The sequence below is a fragment of the Candidatus Poriferisocius sp. genome, assembly GCF_965219775.1.
Lineage (GTDB): Bacteria > Actinomycetota > Acidimicrobiia > Acidimicrobiales > Bin134 > Poriferisocius.
This window is the reverse complement of the sequence record NZ_OZ244793.1, coordinates 482,357-502,007: the sequence shown is the minus strand read 5'-3', so window position 1 is coordinate 502,007 and position 19,651 is coordinate 482,357. Positions and strand designations below refer to the sequence as shown.

Here is a 19,651-nt window from a genome sequence, read left to right as displayed (position 1 = left end):
CCGCGGGGGCGTCGCCCTCAGCGGGCGGCGGGGCGAAAGTCCCCGAGGCGGCGCGCCAGTTGGATGCGGTACTCCCCGGCCCGGCGCATCTTGAGGTCCTCGTACCCCCGCACCCGGTCGGGCAGCCCGGCGATGGCCACGGCCTCGGCGTGATTGCCCGCATCCAGCCCCGAGAGCACCGTCTCGACGGCCTCTCGGTACTCCCCCGGCAACGCCCGCTCCAGACGCCGCAGCGCGGTGGCCCCGAACGGGTCGAGCCGTGAACCCCGCAGCCGCTTGGCCGCCCGCAGGGCCACCAAGGCCGGGCGGGCCCACCGTCCGAAGCCGATCTTGCCCTTCAGGCCCAACGCCTTCAGCACCGGCGGATGGAGTTGCCAGGTGACCTTGGCCCCGCCGCCTGCCACCGCGGCGATCTCGGCCTCCGCCTCGGGGGCCAACAGCAGGCGGGCCACCTCGTACTCGTCCTTGTAGGCCATCAGCTTGTGCAGGTTCACCGCCACCGCCTCGGTCAGCGGCCACGAGCCGTCGCCCACGCGGGCTTCGGCGTCGGCCACCCGCTCGGTGAACGCCAGGAAGCCCTCGGCGTAGGCCACCGACTGGTAGTCCACCAGGTCGGCCACCCGACGCTCGACCACCGGCCCCAGCCCGGTACGGCCGGCCAGGGCACCCACCCTGGGCGCCAGCCGGTCGGGCACACTGGCCCGCGCCGTGGCCCCAGCCCCGGCGGCCCCCAGACCGGCGGCCCCCTCCACCACCGACGGGTCCAGCGCCCACTGGCGGCCCCACCGGAAGGCGGCCCGGTTGCGCTCCACCGCCACCCCGTTCAGCGCGATGGCCTCCTCGATGGCTCCCGCGGCGAGGGGCAGCGCCCCGCACTGGTAGGCCACCCCCACCAGGAACACGTTGGCCGCCACCGAGTCCCCGAACAGCCCGGTGCAGATGGCCGCCGCGTCCACCCACCGGTTGTCCCCGGCCCGCGAGGCCCCGTCAATGGCGTCCTGCAACTCGCCGGTGGGCGTGCGGCGATGCTCGGGGTGCAGCACCATCGAGCCCGTGGGGGTGCGCGACAGCGACCCGATGACCACGGTGCGCGCCGTCGACACCCCCCGCAGGTGCTGATCGGAGGCCGCCGTCAGCAGATCGAACACGAGATACAGGTCCACCCCGTCCTGGGGCGCCTGGTTCGACGACGGTGCGCCCGCCCGAGAGAGCCGGACGTCGCTGACCACCGGCCCGGCCTTCTGCGACAGGCCGGTTTGATCCAACCCCCGCACCGAGGCCCCGTCGAGCATGGCCGCGGTGGCCAGCACCTGCGACACGGTGACCACCCCGGTACCGCCGATGCCGGGCATCCGCACGGTCACCTCCTCCGACGGCACAATCGGCACCGGTGCGGGCAGCTCCGACGGGTCGGGGGGCGTGACCCCGCCGGGGGCCGAGCCCCGCCCCGCAACCTCCCCGCCCCCCTCCACGGTGACGAACGCCGGGCAGTCGCCCTCCAAACACGAGTAATCGAAGTTGCACGACGTCTGGTCGATCCTGGTCTTGCGGCCGAACTCGGTGTCCACCGGCTGCACCGACAGGCAGCCGCTCACGTCGGCACAGTCCCCGCACCCCTCGCACACCCGGCTGTTGATCACCACCCGACGCGCCGGCGTCGGTCGGGTCCCCCGTCGACGCCCCCGCCGCAGCTCGGCGGCGCAGTGCTGATCGTGGACCAGCACCGTCACCCCCGGCACCCCCCGCAGCCGCTCCTGTGCCTCCACGATCCGATCCCGGTGCCACACCTCCACCCCATCGGGCATGGCCGCGCCTCGGTACCGCCCCACGTCCTCGGTGGTGACGATCACCTGGGCCACCCCCTGCTCCAGCAGGACCCCGCACAACTCGGGCACCCCGATGGCCGCGGTGGCGTCTTGTCCGCCGGTCATGGCCACCGTCCCGTTGAACAGGAGCTTGTAGGTCATGTCCACGCCCGAGGCGATGGCGAACTGAACGGCCAACTGCCCCGAATGGAAGAAGGTGCCGTCGCCCATGTTTTGCGTGAAGTGGGCCAGGTCCACGAACGGCGCCATTCCCACCCAGGCCGCCCCCTCGGTGCCCATGGCGCCGATGCCGCCGCGCCCGCCCACCCGGTCCTCGTCCATGAGCGCCACCATGCCGCTGCACCCGATGCCCGCCCCCACCACCGTTCCCTCCGGCACCTTGCTTCCCCAGTTGTGCGGGCACCCCGAGCAGTAATAGGGCGTGCGGGCCTCGGCCACCGGGATGAGCGTGCGGGCCGGGCGCTCCGGCGGCGGAGGCCGGAGCCGCTGCCCGTCCACCCGTCGGCGGAGACGCCCGTGCAGGGGCCGCACGATGGCATCGGCGCTCACCATGCCCCCCAGCGGGATGAGCGCCCGGTTGTGCTCGTCGCGCTTGCCCACCACCACCGGGCGCTCGGCCTGCCCGTACAGCGCCTCTTTCACCAGCGACTCCAGAACCGCGTCCTTCTCCTCGATCACGAACACTTCGGCCAAGCCCCGCCCGAACGATCGCAGCACCTCGGGATCGAGCGGATAGGGCTGCTGCACCGCCAGCACCCGGACGCCCACCTCTTCGGGCGACACGCCCAGCAGTCCGAAGGCCTCCATGACCTCGTGGTGGGTGTAGCCCGCGGCCACGATGCCCATCCACGCGTCGGGGGGATCGGCCGAGAGCCGGTTCAGCCGGTTGGCCGTGCCGTAGGCCATGGCCAGCTCCAGGCGGGTCTCCAGCAGCTCGGCCTCGATCTCCAGGTTGAACGGGGCGATGAGCTGGGCCGACGGCCGGGGCACGTGGTCGGTGGGCGGCAGCACGGGGAGCCCCTGCCCCGACGCCCCCAACGCCACCGTGCCCGAACCATCGGCCACCGGGGTCACCACCTTCATGGCCACCCACGACCCGGCCAAACGCGACAGCGCCACCGCGTGGGGCCCCAGGTCCACCACCTCCTGGGCATCGCCGGGGTACAGCACCGGCAGCCGCAGCCCCGACAGCACCACGTTGGACGACGACGGCAACGTGGACGACTTGCCCAGCGGATCGTCCCCCACCAGGGCGATGGCCCCGCCCAGGGGGGCCGCCCCGGCGAACACCCCGTGGCGGATGGCGTCGCTGGCCCGGTCCAGCCCCGGCGCCTTGCCGTACCACACCCCGAGCACCCCGTCGTAGGGGCTGGTGCTCATCTGGTGGGCGAGCTGCGTGCCCATCACCGCGGCGGCGGCCAACTCCTCGTTCTGACCGGGTTGATGGACGAACCGCAGCCCGTCGTCGGCGGCCAACCGGGCCGCGTGGTCGGCCTCCCGGTCGAAGCCCGCCAGCGGCGAGCCCGGATAGCCCGAGGCGAACGCCGCCGTCCGCACCCCGGCGCGCCGGTCGGCCCGCAGTTGCTGCAGGGGAATCCGGGCCAGCGCCTGCACCCCGGACATGAAGACCGTGCCCTCGTCCCGCCGGTAGCGGTCCTCCAGGCGGTAGCCGGCGGTGCCCGAGAGGGCCGGCCCCTCAGCCAAAGGCGCGGATCACGGCGTCGGTGTTGGTCACCGTGGAGACGTTCTGCAGGGCGTAGTTGATCGCGGCTGCGTGCCACTCCGGGCTGATCGTGGAGCACGAGTCCTCGGGCACCACCATGTAGTAGCCCTTGTCGGCCCCGGTCCGCGAGGTGTGCTCGATGGACATGTTGGTCCAGGCCCCGGTCACGATCACCGTGTCGCGGCCGGTGCCCTTCAGGATGTGCTCCAGGTTGGTGCCCTCCCAGGCGCTCATCCGCATCTTCTCCACCACGAAGTCACCGTCGGCCGCCTCCAGGCCGGCCACCGGGGCCGCCCCCCAGGTGCCCCGCACCAGCGCCCCCTCGGCCACCCCCTCGAACAGGGGGGCGTTGATCTTCAGGCCGGGCGCGCCCTGCTCCACCACGTACCACACGTGGATGACGGGCACCCCCTTGGCCCGGCACGCCTCGGCCAGCCGGGCTGCGTTGGCCACCACGTTCTGCGCCGCGGCGTGGACCGGGGCCCCCGAGTCGGCGAAGGCCCCGCCCTCCACCATTACGTCGTTCTGCAGATCCTGGATGATCAGCGCACAACGATCGGGGTCCAGCGTGATGTCGGTGTTCAGTTCGAGTTCCACCATGGCGGTTCTCCTTGTCTCTGTCTCTTGTCTCGTCTGGGTTCGTCCGGTCTGGGTTCGTCCGGCCTCGGTTCGTCCGGTCTCGCCTTGGCCGGGCCGGCTTGGTCCCCCCGGTCGCCCCGAGAGGCTCAGCCCATGTAGGGCTCGCGGTGGGGGCCGACCTTGGTGGCGATGGCGTACAGCGAGGTGCTGCTCGGCAGGAACAGGGTGTGCCAGTCCTCTCCCCCCCAGGTCAGGTTCCCCACGTTCTCGGGCACCTGCACAGTGGCGAGGTGTTGGCCGTCGGCGTCGAACACCCACACCCCGCCGGGGCCGGTCACCCAGATGTTGCCGCCCTCGTCGCACTTCATGCCGTCGGGGATGCCCTCGGCGATGACGCCCGAGCCGATCCCGTCGGCGAAGACCCGGCCGTTGAGGAGCGAGCCGTCGGAGGCGTCGTAGTCGAACACTTTGATCAGGGCGTTGGGGGTGTCGTTGATGTACATCAGGCTGCGGTCCGGCGAGAAGCACAGGCCGTTGGGCATCTCGAACTCGTCTCGGGCCACCACCAACTGGAGGTCCCCGCCGTCGGGGGGAACCCGGAACACGCCCTGCCAGCCCAACTCCCGGTCGCGCTCCACCCCGAACACCGGCATGCGCCCGAACCACGGGTCGCTGAAGTAGATGGCGCCGTCGGGGGCCACGATCACGTCGTTGGGGCTGTTGAGTTCCTTCCCCTCGAAGTGCGAGGCCAAGGTCTCCCGGGTGCCGTCGGTCCGCTCCCGCACCAACGACGACGTCACGTGCTCGCACACGATCAGGTTCAAATCGGCGTCGTAGGTCATGCCGTTGCCCTTGCTGTTGGGCCGCCGCACCTCCTCGATCCCGCCCCCGGGGGTGTACTTGCGACGGACGTCACCGGGGATGTCCGAGAACAGCAGGTGGTGCTCGGTCGGGTGCCAGATCGGACCCTCGGTGAAGTCGAAGCCGGTTCCGAGCTGTTCGAGTTCGGCACCCTCGTCGATCAACTCCCAGATCGCCTCGGAATGGGCTGTCACTGCGCTCATCGTCCACCTCCTATGGGACTAGTGCGGGCTCGGCCGCGGCCAGGATGGCCACGGTCTCGGAAATGGCGTCGTCGAGGGGGGTCGGGGCCACGTCGCCCAGCAACTCGGCCAGGCCCGCGGGCGACGCCCCGTGGGACAGCGGCAGCGCGTCGGTGCCCACCTGGATCCCGTCGAACCCGGTGACGGCCACCGTGCGGGCCACGAACTCGGCCACCGACACCACGTGACCCTCGATGTTCAGCACCGGCGCCCCGTCGGGCTCGGAGCGGGCCGCGGCGATGAACAGCCGGGCCACGTCGGGTGCGTACTGAAAGTCGAGCACCCCGCCGTAGTCCACGGCGTAGGGGTCGCCCCGCACCGCATGGGCCATGGCCACCGTGGGCTGCGAGGTCACGCCCTGATCCCGGCCCGCACCGAACACGGTGTGGGGCCGCAGGCCCACCGAACGCAGGCCGTGCTCGGCAGCGTAGACCCCGGCGGTCTGCTCGTTGGCCACTTTGTAGGCCCCGTACAGCGTGCGGGGCATCCTCGGGGCGTCGGCCGCCAATACGTCGCTGTCGTAGTCGTCCGGCCCGCCGTACACCGCGATGCTCGACGCGTACACCACCGGGGCCACCCCGTGGCCGAGCGCGGCCTCGAACACGTTCACCGTGCCCACCACGTTCACGGCGGCCCCCAAGCTGGGCTCGGCCCGACAAAACGGGATCTGCAGCGCGGCCAGATGGATCACCCGATCCACCCCGGCCATGGCCGCGGCCACCGCCTCGCCGTCGGTGATGTCGCCGGTCACCCGCTCGAAGTCCAACGGGCGGCCCCCGGCCACCAACTCGTGGCGGGCGTTGTTGGCCCCCTGGTCGAACACCCGCACCTCGTCGCCCCCGTCCAGCAGCAGGCGCACCACCCAGGCCCCGATGCAGCCGTCGGCCCCGGTGACCAGGAAGCGCTCGCCCATCAGTAGGTCGCCCGTCCCCCGGAGATGTCGTGGCACGATCCGGTGCTGAAGGTGCACTCCTCCGACGCCAGCCACCCCACCAGGGCGGCCACCTCCTCGGGTTGGCCGGTGCGGTTCATGGGGATCTTCGACACCATGTAGTCCAGCACCTCGGGCGCGGTGTCGGCGTTCATGGGGGTGGCGATCACCGCCGGGGCCACCGAGTGGACCAGCACCCCGGTGGTGGCCAGCTCCTTGGCCACCGACTTGGTGAGGGCGATCACCGCCCCCTTGCTGGCCGAGTAGGCGCTGAGATTGGGGTTGCCCTCTTTGCCCGCAATGCTGGCGATGTTGACGATCCGACCCCAGCCCCGCGCCACCATGCCGGGGATCACCGCTTGGAGCACGTTGAAGATACCGGTCACGTTGATGGCGAACGTGCGCTCCCAGTCGGCCGGGGCCACGTCGGTGACCGGCACGTTCGGCCCCACCGTGCCCGCCGACTGCACGACGATGTCCACCTTCTCAATGCCGGGAACGGCCCGCACCGCGGCCGCGTCGGTGACGTCGATCTCGCAGAGGGCTTCCAGCTCGCCGGTGCGACCGGCCATCGACCCCGCGGCGAGGTCCACCGCGATGACCGAGTGCCCCGCCTGCAGGAAACGGTCGACGCACGCCGCCCCGATGCCCGATCCCGCACCGGTCACCAGCACCCGCCGAGGGATGGTCATGGCACCCAGGAGAGTCCGGTGGCCACCGTGTTGACCGAGAGTTCCTCGTCGTAGATCACCCGCTTGCCCTCTCGGCGGGGTTGACCCCCTCCGGCGGCGCGGGCATCCAGAGCGGCCAGCACCCGCTCGGGGGTGATGGGGAACTCGGTCAGCCACACCCCCACCGCGTCGTGGATGGCGATGGCGATGGCCGAGGGCTGCGCGTTGTTGGCCATCTCCCCGATCCCCTTGGCCCCGTACGGCCCGCCGGTGGAGGGGTTCTCGATCAACACGTTGGCGATCTCGGGCAGCTCCCCCATGGTGGGCACGTGGTAGGTGTTCATGCTGTCGCCCCGGTGGTCCACGGAGGGGTAGTAGGGGTAGCACGTCTCCAGCAGGCCGAAGCCGAGGCCCATCACCGCGCCCCCGTCGATCTGCCCTTCGAGCAGGGTCGGGTTCATGGCCCGGCCGATGTCGTAGGCCTGGGTGAGCTTCAGCACCTGCACGTCACCGGTCTCGTCGTCCGCCTCCACTTCGGCCACGCAGGCGGCATACGAGATGGCGGCGTGGGGCGGCAGGTCCACCTCCCCGGTCTCGGGGTCCACGATGGCGGCCCCCGGATTCAGGTGGGCGCCGTCTCCGGTGAGCAGCTCGCCGTGGACGAAGGTGGCCGCCCCCGCGATCTCGTCCACCCCCATCGATCTGGCGGGGGTGCCCGCCACCGACACGGTGCCGTCGGCGATCTCCAGGTCGGCCGGGTCGATCTCCATCTCCCGCCCGGCGATGGCCAGGATGCGCTCACGCACCTGGCGGGCCGCCTTGAGCACGGCGTTGCCCGCCACGAACGTGGCCCGGGAGGCGAACGTGCCCGTACACATGGGCGACGAGTCGGTGTTGGAGTTGTCGTAGGTGACCCACTCGTAGGGCACGCCGATGGTCTCGGCCACGATCTGCGATTGGATGGTCTTGGACCCGTTCCCGATGTCGGCGGTCCCCGAGAACACGTCCACCCGGCCGTCGGGCTTCACCTTGATCCACGCCTGCGACGGATCGCCGTTTTGGTTCATGCCCGTCGGATACTCCACGGTGGCCATCCCGATTCCTCGATGTCGAGCCATCAGTGCGTTCCCTCCTCGCTCGGCGCCGCCAGGCGGGCGGGCCCGAGATCGCCGTGCATCCCGGCCATCAGTGAACCCCCTCCCCGATCTGGGCCACCAGGTGATCCGGCAGCATGTCGCCGCTGCGTTGCTCCCGGGACATGGCCGCGAGCGACCCATCCAGCCGGGTGCCGGTGGCGTCGGCGATGTGCTGGAGCACCTCCACGGTGCTCGGGTCCTCGTAGCTGATGCGGTTGGGCGACGTGTCGTTGACCCGGTTGGCGTTCTTCAGGCGGAACTCGTAGGGGTCCATCCCCAGTTCGGTGGCCACCCGCTCGGCGTGGACCTCGATGGCCGTCGACAGGCCGGTCACCCCGTAGCCCCGCATGGCCGTGGTGGGGATGCGGTTGCTGAACACCACGTACCCGTCGAAGTGCAGGTTGGGGATGGTGTAGGCCCCGGTGTGGTGGAAGCTGTGCTTGGTCAGCCCGTACACCGAGAACCGGCCGTAGGCCCCGGCGTCGTGCAGGCTGAGCATCTTGCGGCCCAGGATCCAACCGTCGCTGCTCACCGCGTCGATGATCTCCATGTGCCACGGACCCCGGTTGGACGAGGCCAGCATCTCCTCCTCCCGGGTCCACCGCCACTTGACGGGCCGGCCCGACTTCTGGGCGGCCAGGGCGGCCAGGGTCTCCGAGGCGGTGTCCACCTTGCCGCCGAAGCCGCCGCCCACGGTGCCGCCCACCAGCTTCACGTCGCTCATCGGCACCTGGAGGTGGGCGCAGATCACCCCCAACGAGAAGTACATGGCCTGCGTGCAGGTGTGGATGGTGAGGCGTCCGTCGGGCTCGGGGATGGCCACCGCCACCTGGGTCTCCAGGGGCACCTGCTCCACCGCCTGGGTCCGGTACACCCCCTCCACGATCAGATCGGCCTCGTCGAAGGCCTGGTCGATGTCACCCTTGCGGATCTGGCGGCGCTCCAGGCCGCCTTCGAACTCGTTGTACCAGTTGCCGAACCGGTCGTTGATCACCGGGGCGTCGTCCTCGAAGGCCAAGCGAACATCCAAAAGGGCGGGCAGCTCCTCGTACTCCACCCGGATGGCGGCGCACGCCGCTCGGGCGATCTCCACCGTGTCCGCCGCCACCAACGCCATGGGCTGGCCCTTGTAGCGCACGTAGTCCTTGGCCAACAGCGGCTCGTCGCCGTCGATGCCCGCCCCCGACAGATGCCCGTACACCAACAGGGGCACGTCCTCGTGGGTGACCACCGCATGCACCCCGGCCATCTGCTCGGCCGGGCCGGTGTCGAACGCGGTGATGCGGGCGTTGTGGTGGGGCGACCGCAACGCCGCCGCCCGCAGCATGCCGGGCACCCGCACGTCGTCCACGAAGTTGGTGCGCCCGGTCACGTGGCCCACCCCGTCATACCTCGGAAGCCGAGCGCCGACGACTTTCATCAGGAGCCTCCCCCGTCGATGGTCACGTAGGTGGTGTTGGGGCTGTCGGCGGTGGACGACGTGTCGGCCCGCTCGCCCCGAGCCGCGTGCGCCACCGCGTCCAGGATCTTCACGTAGCCCGTGCAGCGGCAGAAGTGGCCCGACAAGGCCTCCTCGATGGCCTTCCGGTCGGGTTGGCCGCCCCCGTCCACGTAGGCGGTGGCCGCCACCACCATGCCCGCGGTGCAGAACCCGCACTGGGCGGCGTAGTGGTGCAGGAACGCCTCCTGCACCGCGCTGAGGGCCTCCGGCGTCCCCAGGCCCTCCACGGTGGTCACCGGCGCGCCCTCGGCCATGCACACCGCCAGCAGGCACGAGCGCCGGGGCTCGCCGTCGATCAGCACGGTGCAGGCGCCGCACCCGCCGGTCTCGCACCCCGCCTTGGGGCTGGTGATGTCCAGTTCCTCCCGCAGCACCTCCAGCAGCGGGGTGAGCGGATCGGACTCCACCTCACGGCGAACCCCGTTGACCACCAACTCCATGCTCATCCTCCCCGCTCTTCCTCTCTTGCCCAAACCAGCGTCTCTCCAGCCCAAACCATCGTCTCTCTTGCCCAAGCCATCGTCAGCCTCCCAGCTCGTCCACCGCCCGGCGGACCAGCGCGGGCATCACCCGCCGGCGATAGGCCGCCGAGGCCAGCACGTCGTCGTAGGGATCGATGTCGGCCAACGCGGCCTCTCCGGCGTCGGCCCCGCTGCCCCCGTCGGCCAATACCGCCTCGGCGGCCGCCAGGCGGCGAGCCTGAGGGGCCGCGCCGGTGGCGGCCAGGCGCACCTCACCCCCGGCGGTGCGCACCGCGCTGATCCCCATGGCGGTGAGGGCCTGGGTGTGATGACGCTGCAGGGCCACGAACGAGCCCCCGGCCGGCACGGCGAAGCTGATCTCCAGCACCAGGCGGCCCCCCCACCCCCCGGCGAACAGCGACGACGCCGCCACGTCCTCCACCCCGTCGGGGCCGCCCACCCGCACCGTCGCCTCCAGGGCCAACAGCGGGCCGCGCAGGTCGCCGTAGGGCGCCGGTGCGCTGATGTTGCCCCCGATGGTGGCCTGGGCCTGCACCTCCCCGTCGCCCACGTTGGCCGCACAGGGCCCCAACGGCGCGGGCAACCCGCCACAGGCGGCCAGCGACACCGCTGCCCCGAGTGTGATCGTCCCGGCCTCGTTGCGCACCTCGTCCAGCCCGGCCCGGCCCAACCACAGGGCCCGGTCCACGGCCCGTCCGCCCACGTTGTGCTGAGGCACCACCAGGGTGCCGCCCCCGATGACGGTGATCTCGGGGTCGGACGCCACCGCGGCCACTGCCTCCTCGGTGGACGAGGGCATCAAGACCGTGCCCGTCGATGACATGTGATCCCCCCGGCGCAACAGAATCGGCAACTCCCGGCCAGTCAAGCCGGGCCGGGCCATCGGCGGTAGAGACGAGTGGAGGAAAACGCCCGCCACCATCGACGGGGGGCAAAAGCACTAGTTGCGCCCTGGTTGAGCACAAGAGACCGTCAGGGCGAGGGGGCCCGGCCCGGCGCCGGCTTGCCGTACCGGTCGCTCAGGATCAGGGCCACCAGCTCGGTGCGCGACTGCACGTGGAACTTCATCAAAATGTTGCTCACGTGGTTCTTCACCGTATAGATGCTCAGGTAGAGGGCCTCGGCGATGTCGGCGTTGGACAGTCCGTTGGCCAACAGTCCGGCCACCTCCCGCTCCCGGTCGGTCAGATCCCGCAGCAGGTCGTCCTTTTCCGTCGCGATCATCCGGGTCACGGTGGGGTCCAACGCCGATTGGCCCGAGGCCGTCAACCGGACCGAGGCGGCCAGGTCGTCGCCCGACACGCTCTTCAACTGCAGGCTCACCGCCCCGGCCTCCAGGGCCGCCCGCACCAGCGAGGAATCGGTGAAGCTGGTCAACGCCAGAATCCGGGTCTCGGGGGCCACCTGGGTGAGTTCCTCGATGGCGGCCACCCCGCCCCGGCCGGGCATCACCAAGTCCATCACCACCACGTCGGGTTGCAGCTCGATCACCCGCTCCACGGCCAGCTCCCCGCTGTGGGCCGCCCCCACCACGTCGATGTCGTCGTAGCCGTTCAGACAGGCGCTCACCCCCTCCCGCAACAGGTCGTGGTCGTCCACCACGATCACCCGGATCACCGCGGGAACCTCACCACGCTGGTCACCGTCACCGACACCGTGGTGCCCTGGTTCTCGGCGCTGCGGATTTCCAGCTTGGCCCCGATCGACTCGGCCCGCTCGGCCATGATGCGCAGCCCCAGGTGCTCGTGCACCTTGGTGGCGTCGAAGCCGACGCCGTCGTCGCTCACCTGCAGGCTGATCTGGTCGCCGTCGGTGGCCAGCTTGATCTCCACCGCCCCGGCTTCGGCGTGGCGGGCCACGTTGTTGAGCGACTCCTGCAGGATGCGGTAGAGGGCCACCTTCTCGGTGGGCAGCAGCTCGGGAATCTCCTCCAGCTCCACCCGGCACGGGGCGCTCTTGCGACTCTCGAACGCTCCCACCAACTGGTACACCAGATCGGCCAGCGGCGTCTCCTCGATCACATCCGGGCGCAACTCCAGCAACAGGGTGCGCATCTCCGACAATGCCCCCTTGGTGAGCTGGTGCAGGCGGCGGAGCTGGGCCGTCTCCGGGTCGGTCAGCGCGGCGGTGCGGGCCAGGGTCTCGGCGGTCAGCGTGGCCGTCCACAGGGTCTGGCTCACCGAATCGTGGAGGTCGTTGGCCAGCCGCTGGCGCTCCTCCACCGCGGCCAGGCTGCGGGCCATCATCAGGGCTCGGCTGTTGGAGATGGCCGACGAGGCCTGGTCGGCGATGGTGGCCAGCAACCCCACCTCCTCGGGGGAAAAGCCCGCACCGGGGAGCGGTTCCACCGCCAGGTAGCCCAACCGACGGTCGGCCACCTCCAGCGGGAGGATCACGGTCCCGTCGCCGCCGATCACCGGCCCCGATCCCCCGCTCAGGCCGGCCTCGCCGGTGACCGGCACCAGGGGATCGGGCACGCGGGCGTGGGGTTCCACGTCGTCCAGGTTGTCGCGCCCCGGCCCCCGTTGGCCGGCCAGCTCCAGCTCGCCCTCGTTGTCGTACAGCGCGATGTGGCTGCGGCGATGGTCGAAGAGCTGCTCCACCCCCCGCAGCACCTGCTCGATCACGTCGTCGAGCTGCAGCGAGCCCGCGATGGCCGCCGCGGTGTCCCGCAGCGACTCGGCCTCGGCCCGGCGGCGGCGTTCCCGCTGCTCCAGGCGAACCCGCTCCTCCACCTCCCGGCGCAACGTCTCGTTGGCCGCCCGCAGCTCCGAGGTCCGGTCCCGCACCCGCTCGTCCAGCTCGGCCAGGGTGCGCTTGAGCTCGTTCTCGGCCTCGATCCGCTCCGAGATGTCCACGAACGTGCCCAGCGTCCCGATCACGTTCCCCCGGAGGTCCTTGAGCGGCACCTTGTTGGTCTCCACCCACATCACGTGCCCGTTCACGATGCGCACTTGCTCCCGCAGACCCAGGATGGGCCGGCCGGTCTCCACCACGGTGCGGTCGTGGTCCCGGAACCAAACCGTGCCCGAGCGGGCCTGCTCGATCTGACCCCACGGACAGTCGGCGTCGGTCTTGCCGATGAGCTCGCTGGCGTCGGCCACCCCCGCGTACTCGGCCAGCTTGCGGTTGCAGCCCAGGTAGACGGAGTTGACGTCCTTCCACCAGATGGCCTGCTCCACGTTGTTCATGACCAGTTCGAAGATCTGCCGACTGGCCAGCAGCGCCTCGTCGCCCTCGCATTCCCCCCGCAGGAGCGCCGCATACAGCGACAACGCGCCGGCCTCGGTCATGCTCCCCCCGCTGCTACCGCTCATCGGCCCCACTCGCCAGGACCGGGGGGCCCAGGGTAGTGGTGTGCCCGATTCCGGGCCAGAGGCGGTGCCCCCGGCCCGCTCACGCCTCGACGCCCAGGTATCGGGCCTGGAGGTCGCGGGACTCCCGGAGTTCGTGGGCGGCCAGCTCGGTCTCGATCCGCCCGGCCGACATCACCAACTGGCGGGGGGCCATGGCGGTGGCCGCCCGCAGGTTCTGCTCCACCACCAGCACCGCCACCTGTTCGGCCACCAGCCGGCCGACCGCCTGGATGAGGAGGTCCACCATGAGCGGGGCCAATCCCTCCGACGGCTCGTCCATGAGCAACAAGGGCGCGTTGAGCAACAGCGCCCGGCCGATGGCCAGCATCTGCTGTTCCCCCCCGGACAGCTCGGCTCCCCCGTTGCGGCGCCGCTCCCCCAGGCGGGGGAACAGCTCGTACACCGCTTCGGGGGTCCACCGCTTGCCCCGGGTGCCCTTGGCCAGCATCCGCAGGTGTTCGTCCACCGACAGCGACGGGAACAGGCGCCGCCCCTGGGGCACGTAGGCGATGCCCCGGCGGGCGATCCGTTCGGGGGGCTGACCGTCCAGCCGCTGCCCGGCGAACACGATCTGGCCCGAGGTGGGGCGCACCAGGCCCATCAGGGCCTTGCAGAAGGTGGTCTTGCCCATCCCGTTGCGCCCCACGATGCACACCGCCTCGGTGCCCATGACAAAGCTCATGTCGTCGAGCACCCGCGAGGCCCCGTAACCGGCGCAGAGGTTCTCCACCCGCAGCAGGGGTGCGCTCTCCGCCGGCCTCACGACTGCCCCAGGTACACGGCGTGGACCAGCGGGTTGGCCCGGATCTCGTCGGGGGTGCCGGTGGCCACGGTGGTGCCCTTGTCCATCACCACCACCCGTCCGGCCACCCGCAGGGCCACGTCCATGTCGTGCTCGATGAGCAACACGGTCGTGGTCGGGGGCAGTTCCTCCAGCAGGTCCACCAGTCGCTCCCGCTCCCCCCGGCTCAGCCCCGACGCGGGTTCGTCCAGCATCATCAGCCGGGGATGGTTGGCCAGCGCGATGCCGATCTCCAACTGGCGCTGCTGCCCGTGGGAGAGGTCGGCCACCAACGTGGCCAGTTGGTCGCCCAGCCACACGGTGCCGGCCAGCTCGCCCGCCGCCTCCCGCAACCTCCGGTCGGTGGCCGACCGGCGCAGCGAGAAATGGCGGCCGGCGTAGCCGGTCTGGGCCAGGTAGAGGTTGTCCTCCACGGTGAGCCCCCCGAACAGCCGGGTCTTCTGGTAGGTGCGGGCCACCCCCAACTGCGGCCGCAGCCGCGAGGGGAGGTGCGTGCAATCCACCCCGTCGATGATGACCCGGCCCTCGGTGGGGGCGTGGTCGCCGGTGATGGCGTTGAACAGGGTGGTCTTACCCGCCCCGTTCGGCCCCAACACGGCCACCCGCTCCCCGGTGGTGACCACGAGGTCCACCCCGTCGAGGGCCCGGAGGCCCCCGAACGCCACGGCGACCGACTCCAGCCTGAGGAGGGGACCGTCAGGTGTGGTGGTCGTCACGGCGGCGTCCGGGGGCATCGTCGGGAAGGGACTCTCGGCCGGTTCGGCTAGTTCTGCGGAACGCCGTCGACCACGGGGATCAGGTTCCCCTGCCACGGCAGCGACCGCACCTCACACGGCGTGTTGTCGCGCTCGGGCGGGGCCGTGTCCGGCGAGTAGGTGCCGCCGAAGGTCTGGTCCACGCCGGGCACGATGGCCACGGTCTCCTGCACCACCTGGCCGTCGTCGTTCAACACCAGTCGGGCCACGAACGTGTCCACGATGGCCTGGCGGTTCTCGTCCAGGCTGATCGGGCCGTAGGGGGCGTCCAGGGTGATGTTCGACAGGGCCTCCCGCAGAGCCGCGTGGTTGTTGGACAGGTCACCGTCCACCTGCTCCAGCGCGGTCACCAGCGCCAGGCCGGCCGAGTAGTAGCCGTAGGCGAACCCGAAGCCCATCGCCAGCGAGGGCGCAGCCGGTTCGTTGCCCGAGAGGGCACCGGCCAGGCTCTCCCAAGCGGCATCGGCGTCGGCCAGGTAAGCCTGGATGGCCGGGGTGGACACGTCGCCGGGCAGCGTGGCGAACCCGGCCACGTAGGCCCCGGCAATGTCGGTGCCGAGGGCCTCGGCCAGCGCCGGGCTGAAGAAGAGGTTGCCCGCGTGCTGGTCGCCGGTCAGGTCGCCCTTGGCGTTCAGGAAGGCCTCCAGGGAGGCGTTGGTGCCGGTGCCGCCGACCACCCAGAAGTAGCCGTCCACTTCGTCGGGGTCCGGAAGCTGCTGCACGAACGAGGAGTAGTCGGTGGTGCCCAACGGTGGGAAAACCTGGGCCACGATCTCGCCCCCGGCAGCGCAGAAGTCGGCCACGAAACCGGCCGCCGACGTCCAGCCGAAGCCGTAGTCGTCGGCGATGACCGCCGCGGTGCGCCAGCCGGCGTCGTTGTAGAGGATGTCGCCGATGCCCGCGTTCCACTGGGCGCCGTCCCCGTTGAACCGGAAGAAGTTCGGGGCCCGCACGTGCAGCGTGCTGTCCTGGGCCCCGGAGATGCCGTTGATGAACGTCACCTCGGGGTGGTCCAGCGCGTAGTTGGCGATGGCGATGCCCTCGTCACCCGACAGCGGGCCGATCACCACGTTGGCGCCGTCCTGCTCCACGATCTTGCGGATCTCCTGGATGGCCCGGTCCGCGGTGTCGTCACCGCAGCCGATGCTGACCAACTCGATCGGCACTCCGGCCACCTCGGCACCGCTGAAGCCCTCGAGGGCCGTGGTCGACGAGTTCGGGGTGGCCCCGGCGTGGCGGACCAGGGCGAACACCGCCCCGGCGGTGACGTCCTCGTGGAACCCGCCGAACGCGCCTTCGCATTCGGCCATGATCCCCAATCGGACCACCGTGTCGCCCTCGTCGGCGGCACCGTCGTCGGCCGCGCCGTCATCGGTCGCCCCGTCGTCGGCGGCACCGTCATCGGCGGCACCGTCGTCACTGGGGGCTGTACCGTCATCGGCCGCACCGTCGTCGGCGGCGCCGTCGTCGCCGGCGTCGTCGCTGGGCGCCGCAGGCTGGCTTGGTGCCGCGTCGTCATCGTCGTTGCCGCAAGCGGCCCCGACCAGCGCGAACGCGAACAGGATTGCCAGCAACGCCAGCAATCGGTTGGATCTGAACAATTTCGTCATTGGATTTCCCTCCTGGTTTGCCTTGACGATCGTTGAGAACTTGGAGAACGTTGAGAACGGTGCATCCGGCCGGCTCCTCACGCGGCCTCGAGGGCGGCCACCGGCTCCTTGGCGGTGCCCCGCCGCCGAGCGATCCAGTCGTTGATGCGGATGATGATGCCGACGAGGCCATTGGGCGACACCAGCATGATCGCCAACAGCAGGATGCCCACCACGGTGTTGAACCGCTCTTCGGCCAGAATGCGGTCGCCGACGAAGCCCCCGATGTTGTCGACGAAGGGGATGTCGCGCAGGTAGATGCCCGCGGCCACGAATACGAAGGCCCCCAGCCACGCGCCCTCCAGATACACGATGCCGCCGATGACCGCGATGATGAGCAGGTCCAGCGTCCGACCGATGTTGATCGAGTTGGGGTCGATTTGGCCGTTCCACCAGATGTTGAGGATTCCGGCGAAACCGGCCACGAACCCGGCCAGGGTGAACGCCAGCGCCCGGGTGAGCGGCACGTTGAATCCGAGCGACGCCATCCGCACCGGATCGTCCCGCACCCCTTGCAGGGTGAGTCCGAACGGGGTGCGGGCTGCGGCCCGAAACCCCAGATAGGCCAGCACCGACAAGGCCACGGCCACGTAGTAGAGGCGCTTCGGGTGATCGTCGAGCACGCCGGGCGGGTCGATGCCCGACATGCCGCCGAATCCCGAGAAGGTGGTGACCTGCCCGAAGAAGTAGTACCCGATCACGGCGAAAATGAGGGTCAGCATCAGGTAGTAGATGCCGGTGGTGCGGGCCGACAGCGCCCCGAGCAGAAGCGACACCAACACGACCACCACCAGGGCGATGACCACCCCCAGCCAGGGGTTCCAGCCCAGGCGCAGTCCCCGCCCGGACTCGGCCACCACGTTGCCCACGGCGAAGCCCGCCACCCCGAACACCAGCCACTGGGCCAGCGACACCATGCCTCCGTAAGCGGTGAGGAAGGCCAGGGTGGACGCGGCGATGCCCAGTATGAGGGTCTCGGTCATCACGTTGTCCACGAAGTAGTCCGACCCGAACGTCGGGAGCACGATCAGCAAAACCAGGGCCGCCGCCATCGCCAGGTCACGCAGGGACACGGGCGAGGAACTCATTCAGCCCTCCCGTACAGTCCGGTCGGGCGCACCGCCAGCACCAACGAGAGGACCACCAACGTGAAGATGCTCGAATAGAAGGTGTAGTCGCTGGGGAGGTACGAGGGGGAGAAGGCGATCACCATGCCGTAGAGCAGCGACCCGGCCACCGCTCCCTTGACCGACCCCAAACCGCCGATGATCACCACGATCAACGAGTTGATGAGCCAGTCGCCGTCGGTACCCGGTGAGGCGCCCGCGAACGAGGCCCCCATCACACCCCCCATGCCCGCCAGGAACGAGCCCACGAAAAAAGTGACGGCGAAGACGAGGGAGATGTTGATGCCCAAGGCCCGGACCATGTCCTGGTCGTCCACTCCGGCGCGGATGATCATGCCCATGCGGGTCCGGCTCTGCCACAGCCACAGGGCCGCGCCCACCACTACCGCCACCCCGAGCATGTAAAGGCGGCTGGTGGCGTAGCGTTCGCCGAGGATCTCGAAGAAGTGCACCACCGCTCCCGGCCACACGATGCGCTGGGCCAGACCGCCGAACTCGGCCAGCATCTGGTCGGCCAGGATCACGGTGATGGCCACCGTGATGATGGCCTGGCGGAGTTCCTGCCCCTGGTTCCAGCGAAGAAACAGTTGCTGCACCACCACGCCGATGGCGGCCACGATGGCCGAGCCGGCCAGCAGGGGGATGATCCAGTCCACGATGCCCACCTCGGCAGCCTCGATGTTGCGGGTCTTGCCCACCATCGACTTCTGCAGTTCGATGGCCACGTAGGCCGAGAGCAGGAACAGGCTCCCGTGGGCCATGTTGACCGTTCGCATCAGCCCGAAAATGAGGGTGAAGCCCGATGCGACCACGAACAGGAGGCCCGCGAAGGTCACCCCGTCGAGCACGGTGACCACGAACTCCCCCGGCTCGCGCACCGCCGGGCCATCCGGGGTGCCGGTGGCGAAGAAGAGCACCCACAGCGCCGCGGCGGCCACCAATGTGGCGACGACCGAGCGCGGCAACCACCCAGGCACGACGAGGGCTCGACGGAATCGCAGCCGCTCGTCAGTCACGGCAGGCGCGGACATTCCCCCCCTTTCCGGGCGCGACGGTGGCACGCTCAATCAGACGCTACGGATGGGGCCGGCAGGGCGATAGTCCCGATGGAACGAACCTCAGCCCCCCGATGGCCTAGTCCAAAAGTGCTACCCGCCCGTGCGCCGTTGCCGGCTCCGGTTTCCCGAATGTAGGAGTTACAGGAACAGCCCCTGGGACTCGTACGTCGGCTCCACCCTCACCACCGGACGCTCGAACACGGCAGCCTTGAGTTCCGCCATCGACGATATGGGGAGCCCGCCCCGTTCGATGAGTTCCTCGTTCCCGGGTCCTTGTCCCGGTCCCCGCCACACGCCCACCCGTCCTGCGTTGCTCTTCAACGCCTCGACCGCTCCGGCCCAGGTGCCGCCCTTGTCGACGTCGCTGGCCACCACCAGCGTGATGTCGGACAAGGCGTACACCAGCTTGTTCCTGCCCATGGCGTTACCGGCTCTGAAGGGTGCATTCGGATTGTAGGGCGAACACATGAGGGCTTGTCCATAGTGGATGGCCCGGCGCACATCGGGAAACTTCAGGTTCCGTTCCAGCGAATCCGCCAGTATGCCCACCACGGCTCCACCCGCCCCGAAGGCGGCGTTCATGGCGAGCTGATCCACCCCGCGAGCCCCGCCGGACACCAGTACGCAGTGCTGTCGGGCGGCTTGCACCGCGGCCGCCTCTGCGACCGCAGCGCCCTCCTGGGAAACGTCACGACTCCCGACTACTCCGACTGCGGGAATCCCCAACAGATCAACGTCACCGGCCGTGTACAGCAGAGAGGGCGCCTTGCTTCCGAGTTTGTCGACGAACTGCTTAGGATACCGGACATCAAACGGCGTGAGCGTGCTGATGCCGGACTGCCCCAGCCGTTCCAGCTCGAAGGCCATCGCCCTGCCTCGACCCAGCAACCGAACAATCCTTACCGAGGTCGCAGCTTCCAACCCCCAGTGTCGAAACAGCTCGTCCTCGGTC

At 70.2% G+C, this 19,651-nt stretch carries 15 protein-coding genes and 1 pseudogene; all 16 read right to left on the bottom strand.

Translation table 11 applies throughout. The annotated features are described in order from the left end of the window. Positions 1-17 precede the first annotated feature (17 nt). Positions 18-3,530 (bottom strand): indolepyruvate ferredoxin oxidoreductase family protein, encoded by a 3,513-nt coding sequence (locus ACOQPQ_RS02220; protein ID WP_420637812.1) that lies wholly within the window; start codon positions 3,528-3,530, stop codon positions 18-20. Further along, a pseudogene (locus ACOQPQ_RS02215) lies at positions 3,523-5,192 on the bottom strand (isochorismatase family protein). The gene ACOQPQ_RS02220 and the pseudogene ACOQPQ_RS02215 overlap by 8 nt, the downstream one beginning before the upstream one ends. Positions 5,193-5,202: 10 nt before the next feature. Continuing rightward, entirely contained in the window at positions 5,203-6,180 is a 978-nt protein-coding gene (locus ACOQPQ_RS02210) for an NAD-dependent epimerase/dehydratase family protein (protein WP_420637811.1), read from the bottom strand. Next, the gene (locus tag ACOQPQ_RS02205; RefSeq protein WP_420637810.1) at positions 6,144-6,854 is read right to left on the bottom strand and encodes an SDR family NAD(P)-dependent oxidoreductase; all 711 of its coding nucleotides are present in this window, start codon (positions 6,852-6,854) and stop codon (positions 6,144-6,146) included. Before ACOQPQ_RS02205 ends, ACOQPQ_RS02210 begins: the two co-directional genes overlap by 37 nt. Further along, on the bottom strand, positions 6,851-7,951 hold the full coding sequence (locus ACOQPQ_RS02200; RefSeq protein ID WP_420637809.1) for a xanthine dehydrogenase family protein molybdopterin-binding subunit: 1,101 nt from the start codon (positions 7,949-7,951) through the stop codon (positions 6,851-6,853). Before ACOQPQ_RS02200 ends, ACOQPQ_RS02205 begins: the two co-directional genes overlap by 4 nt. A gap of 67 nt (positions 7,952-8,018) precedes the next feature. After that, positions 8,019-9,389, bottom strand: a complete 1,371-nt coding sequence (locus ACOQPQ_RS02195) for a xanthine dehydrogenase family protein molybdopterin-binding subunit (RefSeq protein ID WP_420637808.1) — start codon at positions 9,387-9,389, stop codon at positions 8,019-8,021. Further along, positions 9,389-9,916, bottom strand: coding sequence for a (2Fe-2S)-binding protein (locus tag ACOQPQ_RS02190; RefSeq protein ID WP_420637807.1), 528 nt, complete (start codon positions 9,914-9,916; stop codon positions 9,389-9,391). The genes ACOQPQ_RS02195 and ACOQPQ_RS02190 overlap by 1 nt, the downstream gene beginning before the upstream one ends. Before the next feature lie 76 nt (positions 9,917-9,992). Beyond that, entirely contained in the window at positions 9,993-10,775 is a 783-nt protein-coding gene (locus ACOQPQ_RS02185; protein WP_420637806.1) for an FAD binding domain-containing protein, read from the bottom strand. A 149-nt stretch (positions 10,776-10,924) separates the two neighbouring features. Beyond that, on the bottom strand, positions 10,925-11,569 hold the full coding sequence (locus ACOQPQ_RS02180) for a response regulator (RefSeq protein WP_420637805.1): 645 nt from the start codon (positions 11,567-11,569) through the stop codon (positions 10,925-10,927). Then, positions 11,566-13,245 carry an ATP-binding protein gene (locus tag ACOQPQ_RS02175; RefSeq protein ID WP_420637804.1) on the bottom strand — a complete coding sequence of 560 codons (1,680 nt, stop codon included), beginning with the start codon at positions 13,243-13,245 and terminating at the stop codon, positions 11,566-11,568. The genes ACOQPQ_RS02180 and ACOQPQ_RS02175 overlap by 4 nt, the downstream gene beginning before the upstream one ends. 103 nt (positions 13,246-13,348) lie before the next feature. Beyond that, entirely contained in the window at positions 13,349-14,071 is a 723-nt protein-coding gene (locus ACOQPQ_RS02170; protein ID WP_420637803.1) for an ABC transporter ATP-binding protein, read from the bottom strand. Further along, positions 14,068-14,844, bottom strand: coding sequence for an ABC transporter ATP-binding protein (locus tag ACOQPQ_RS02165; protein WP_420637802.1), 777 nt, complete (start codon positions 14,842-14,844; stop codon positions 14,068-14,070). The genes ACOQPQ_RS02170 and ACOQPQ_RS02165 overlap by 4 nt, the downstream gene beginning before the upstream one ends. 29 nt (positions 14,845-14,873) lie before the next feature. Beyond that, a complete protein-coding gene (locus tag ACOQPQ_RS02160; RefSeq protein ID WP_420637801.1) occupies positions 14,874-16,475 on the bottom strand; it encodes an ABC transporter substrate-binding protein in 1,602 nt (533 codons plus the stop codon). 77 nt (positions 16,476-16,552) lie between these two features. Continuing rightward, positions 16,553-17,602, bottom strand: coding sequence for a branched-chain amino acid ABC transporter permease (locus tag ACOQPQ_RS02155; protein ID WP_420637800.1), 1,050 nt, complete (start codon positions 17,600-17,602; stop codon positions 16,553-16,555). Then, complete coding sequence (locus tag ACOQPQ_RS02150; protein WP_420637799.1) at positions 17,599-18,657, bottom strand: branched-chain amino acid ABC transporter permease; 1,059 nt, start codon at positions 18,655-18,657, stop codon at positions 17,599-17,601. Before ACOQPQ_RS02150 ends, ACOQPQ_RS02155 begins: the two co-directional genes overlap by 4 nt. Before the next feature lie 180 nt (positions 18,658-18,837). Then, a complete protein-coding gene (locus tag ACOQPQ_RS02145) occupies positions 18,838-19,566 on the bottom strand; it encodes a DNA-processing protein DprA (RefSeq protein WP_420637798.1) in 729 nt (242 codons plus the stop codon). Between the last annotated feature and the right edge of the window lie 85 nt (positions 19,567-19,651).

What these genes read in the sequence shown, in the direction of transcription:
- ACOQPQ_RS02185 (WP_420637806.1), bottom strand. Translation starts at nt 10,775, where the DNA reads ATGTCATCGACGGGCACGGTCTTGATGCCCTCGTCCACCGAGGAGGCA.
- ACOQPQ_RS02145 (WP_420637798.1), bottom strand. Translation starts at nt 19,566, where the DNA reads ATGGCCTTCGAGCTGGAACGGCTGGGGCAGTCCGGCATCAGCACGCTC.
- ACOQPQ_RS02175 (WP_420637804.1), bottom strand. Translation starts at nt 13,245, where the DNA reads ATGACCGAGGCCGGCGCGTTGTCGCTGTATGCGGCGCTCCTGCGGGGG.
- ACOQPQ_RS02190 (WP_420637807.1), bottom strand. Translation starts at nt 9,916, where the DNA reads ATGAGCATGGAGTTGGTGGTCAACGGGGTTCGCCGTGAGGTGGAGTCC.
- ACOQPQ_RS02205 (WP_420637810.1), bottom strand. Translation starts at nt 6,854, where the DNA reads ATGACCATCCCTCGGCGGGTGCTGGTGACCGGTGCGGGATCGGGCATC.
- ACOQPQ_RS02195 (WP_420637808.1), bottom strand. Translation starts at nt 9,389, where the DNA reads ATGAAAGTCGTCGGCGCTCGGCTTCCGAGGTATGACGGGGTGGGCCAC.
- ACOQPQ_RS02155 (WP_420637800.1), bottom strand. Translation starts at nt 17,602, where the DNA reads ATGAGTTCCTCGCCCGTGTCCCTGCGTGACCTGGCGATGGCGGCGGCC.
- ACOQPQ_RS02200 (WP_420637809.1), bottom strand. Translation starts at nt 7,951, where the DNA reads ATGGCTCGACATCGAGGAATCGGGATGGCCACCGTGGAGTATCCGACG.
- ACOQPQ_RS02165 (WP_420637802.1), bottom strand. Translation starts at nt 14,844, where the DNA reads ATGCCCCCGGACGCCGCCGTGACGACCACCACACCTGACGGTCCCCTC.
- ACOQPQ_RS02160 (WP_420637801.1), bottom strand. Translation starts at nt 16,475, where the DNA reads ATGACGAAATTGTTCAGATCCAACCGATTGCTGGCGTTGCTGGCAATC.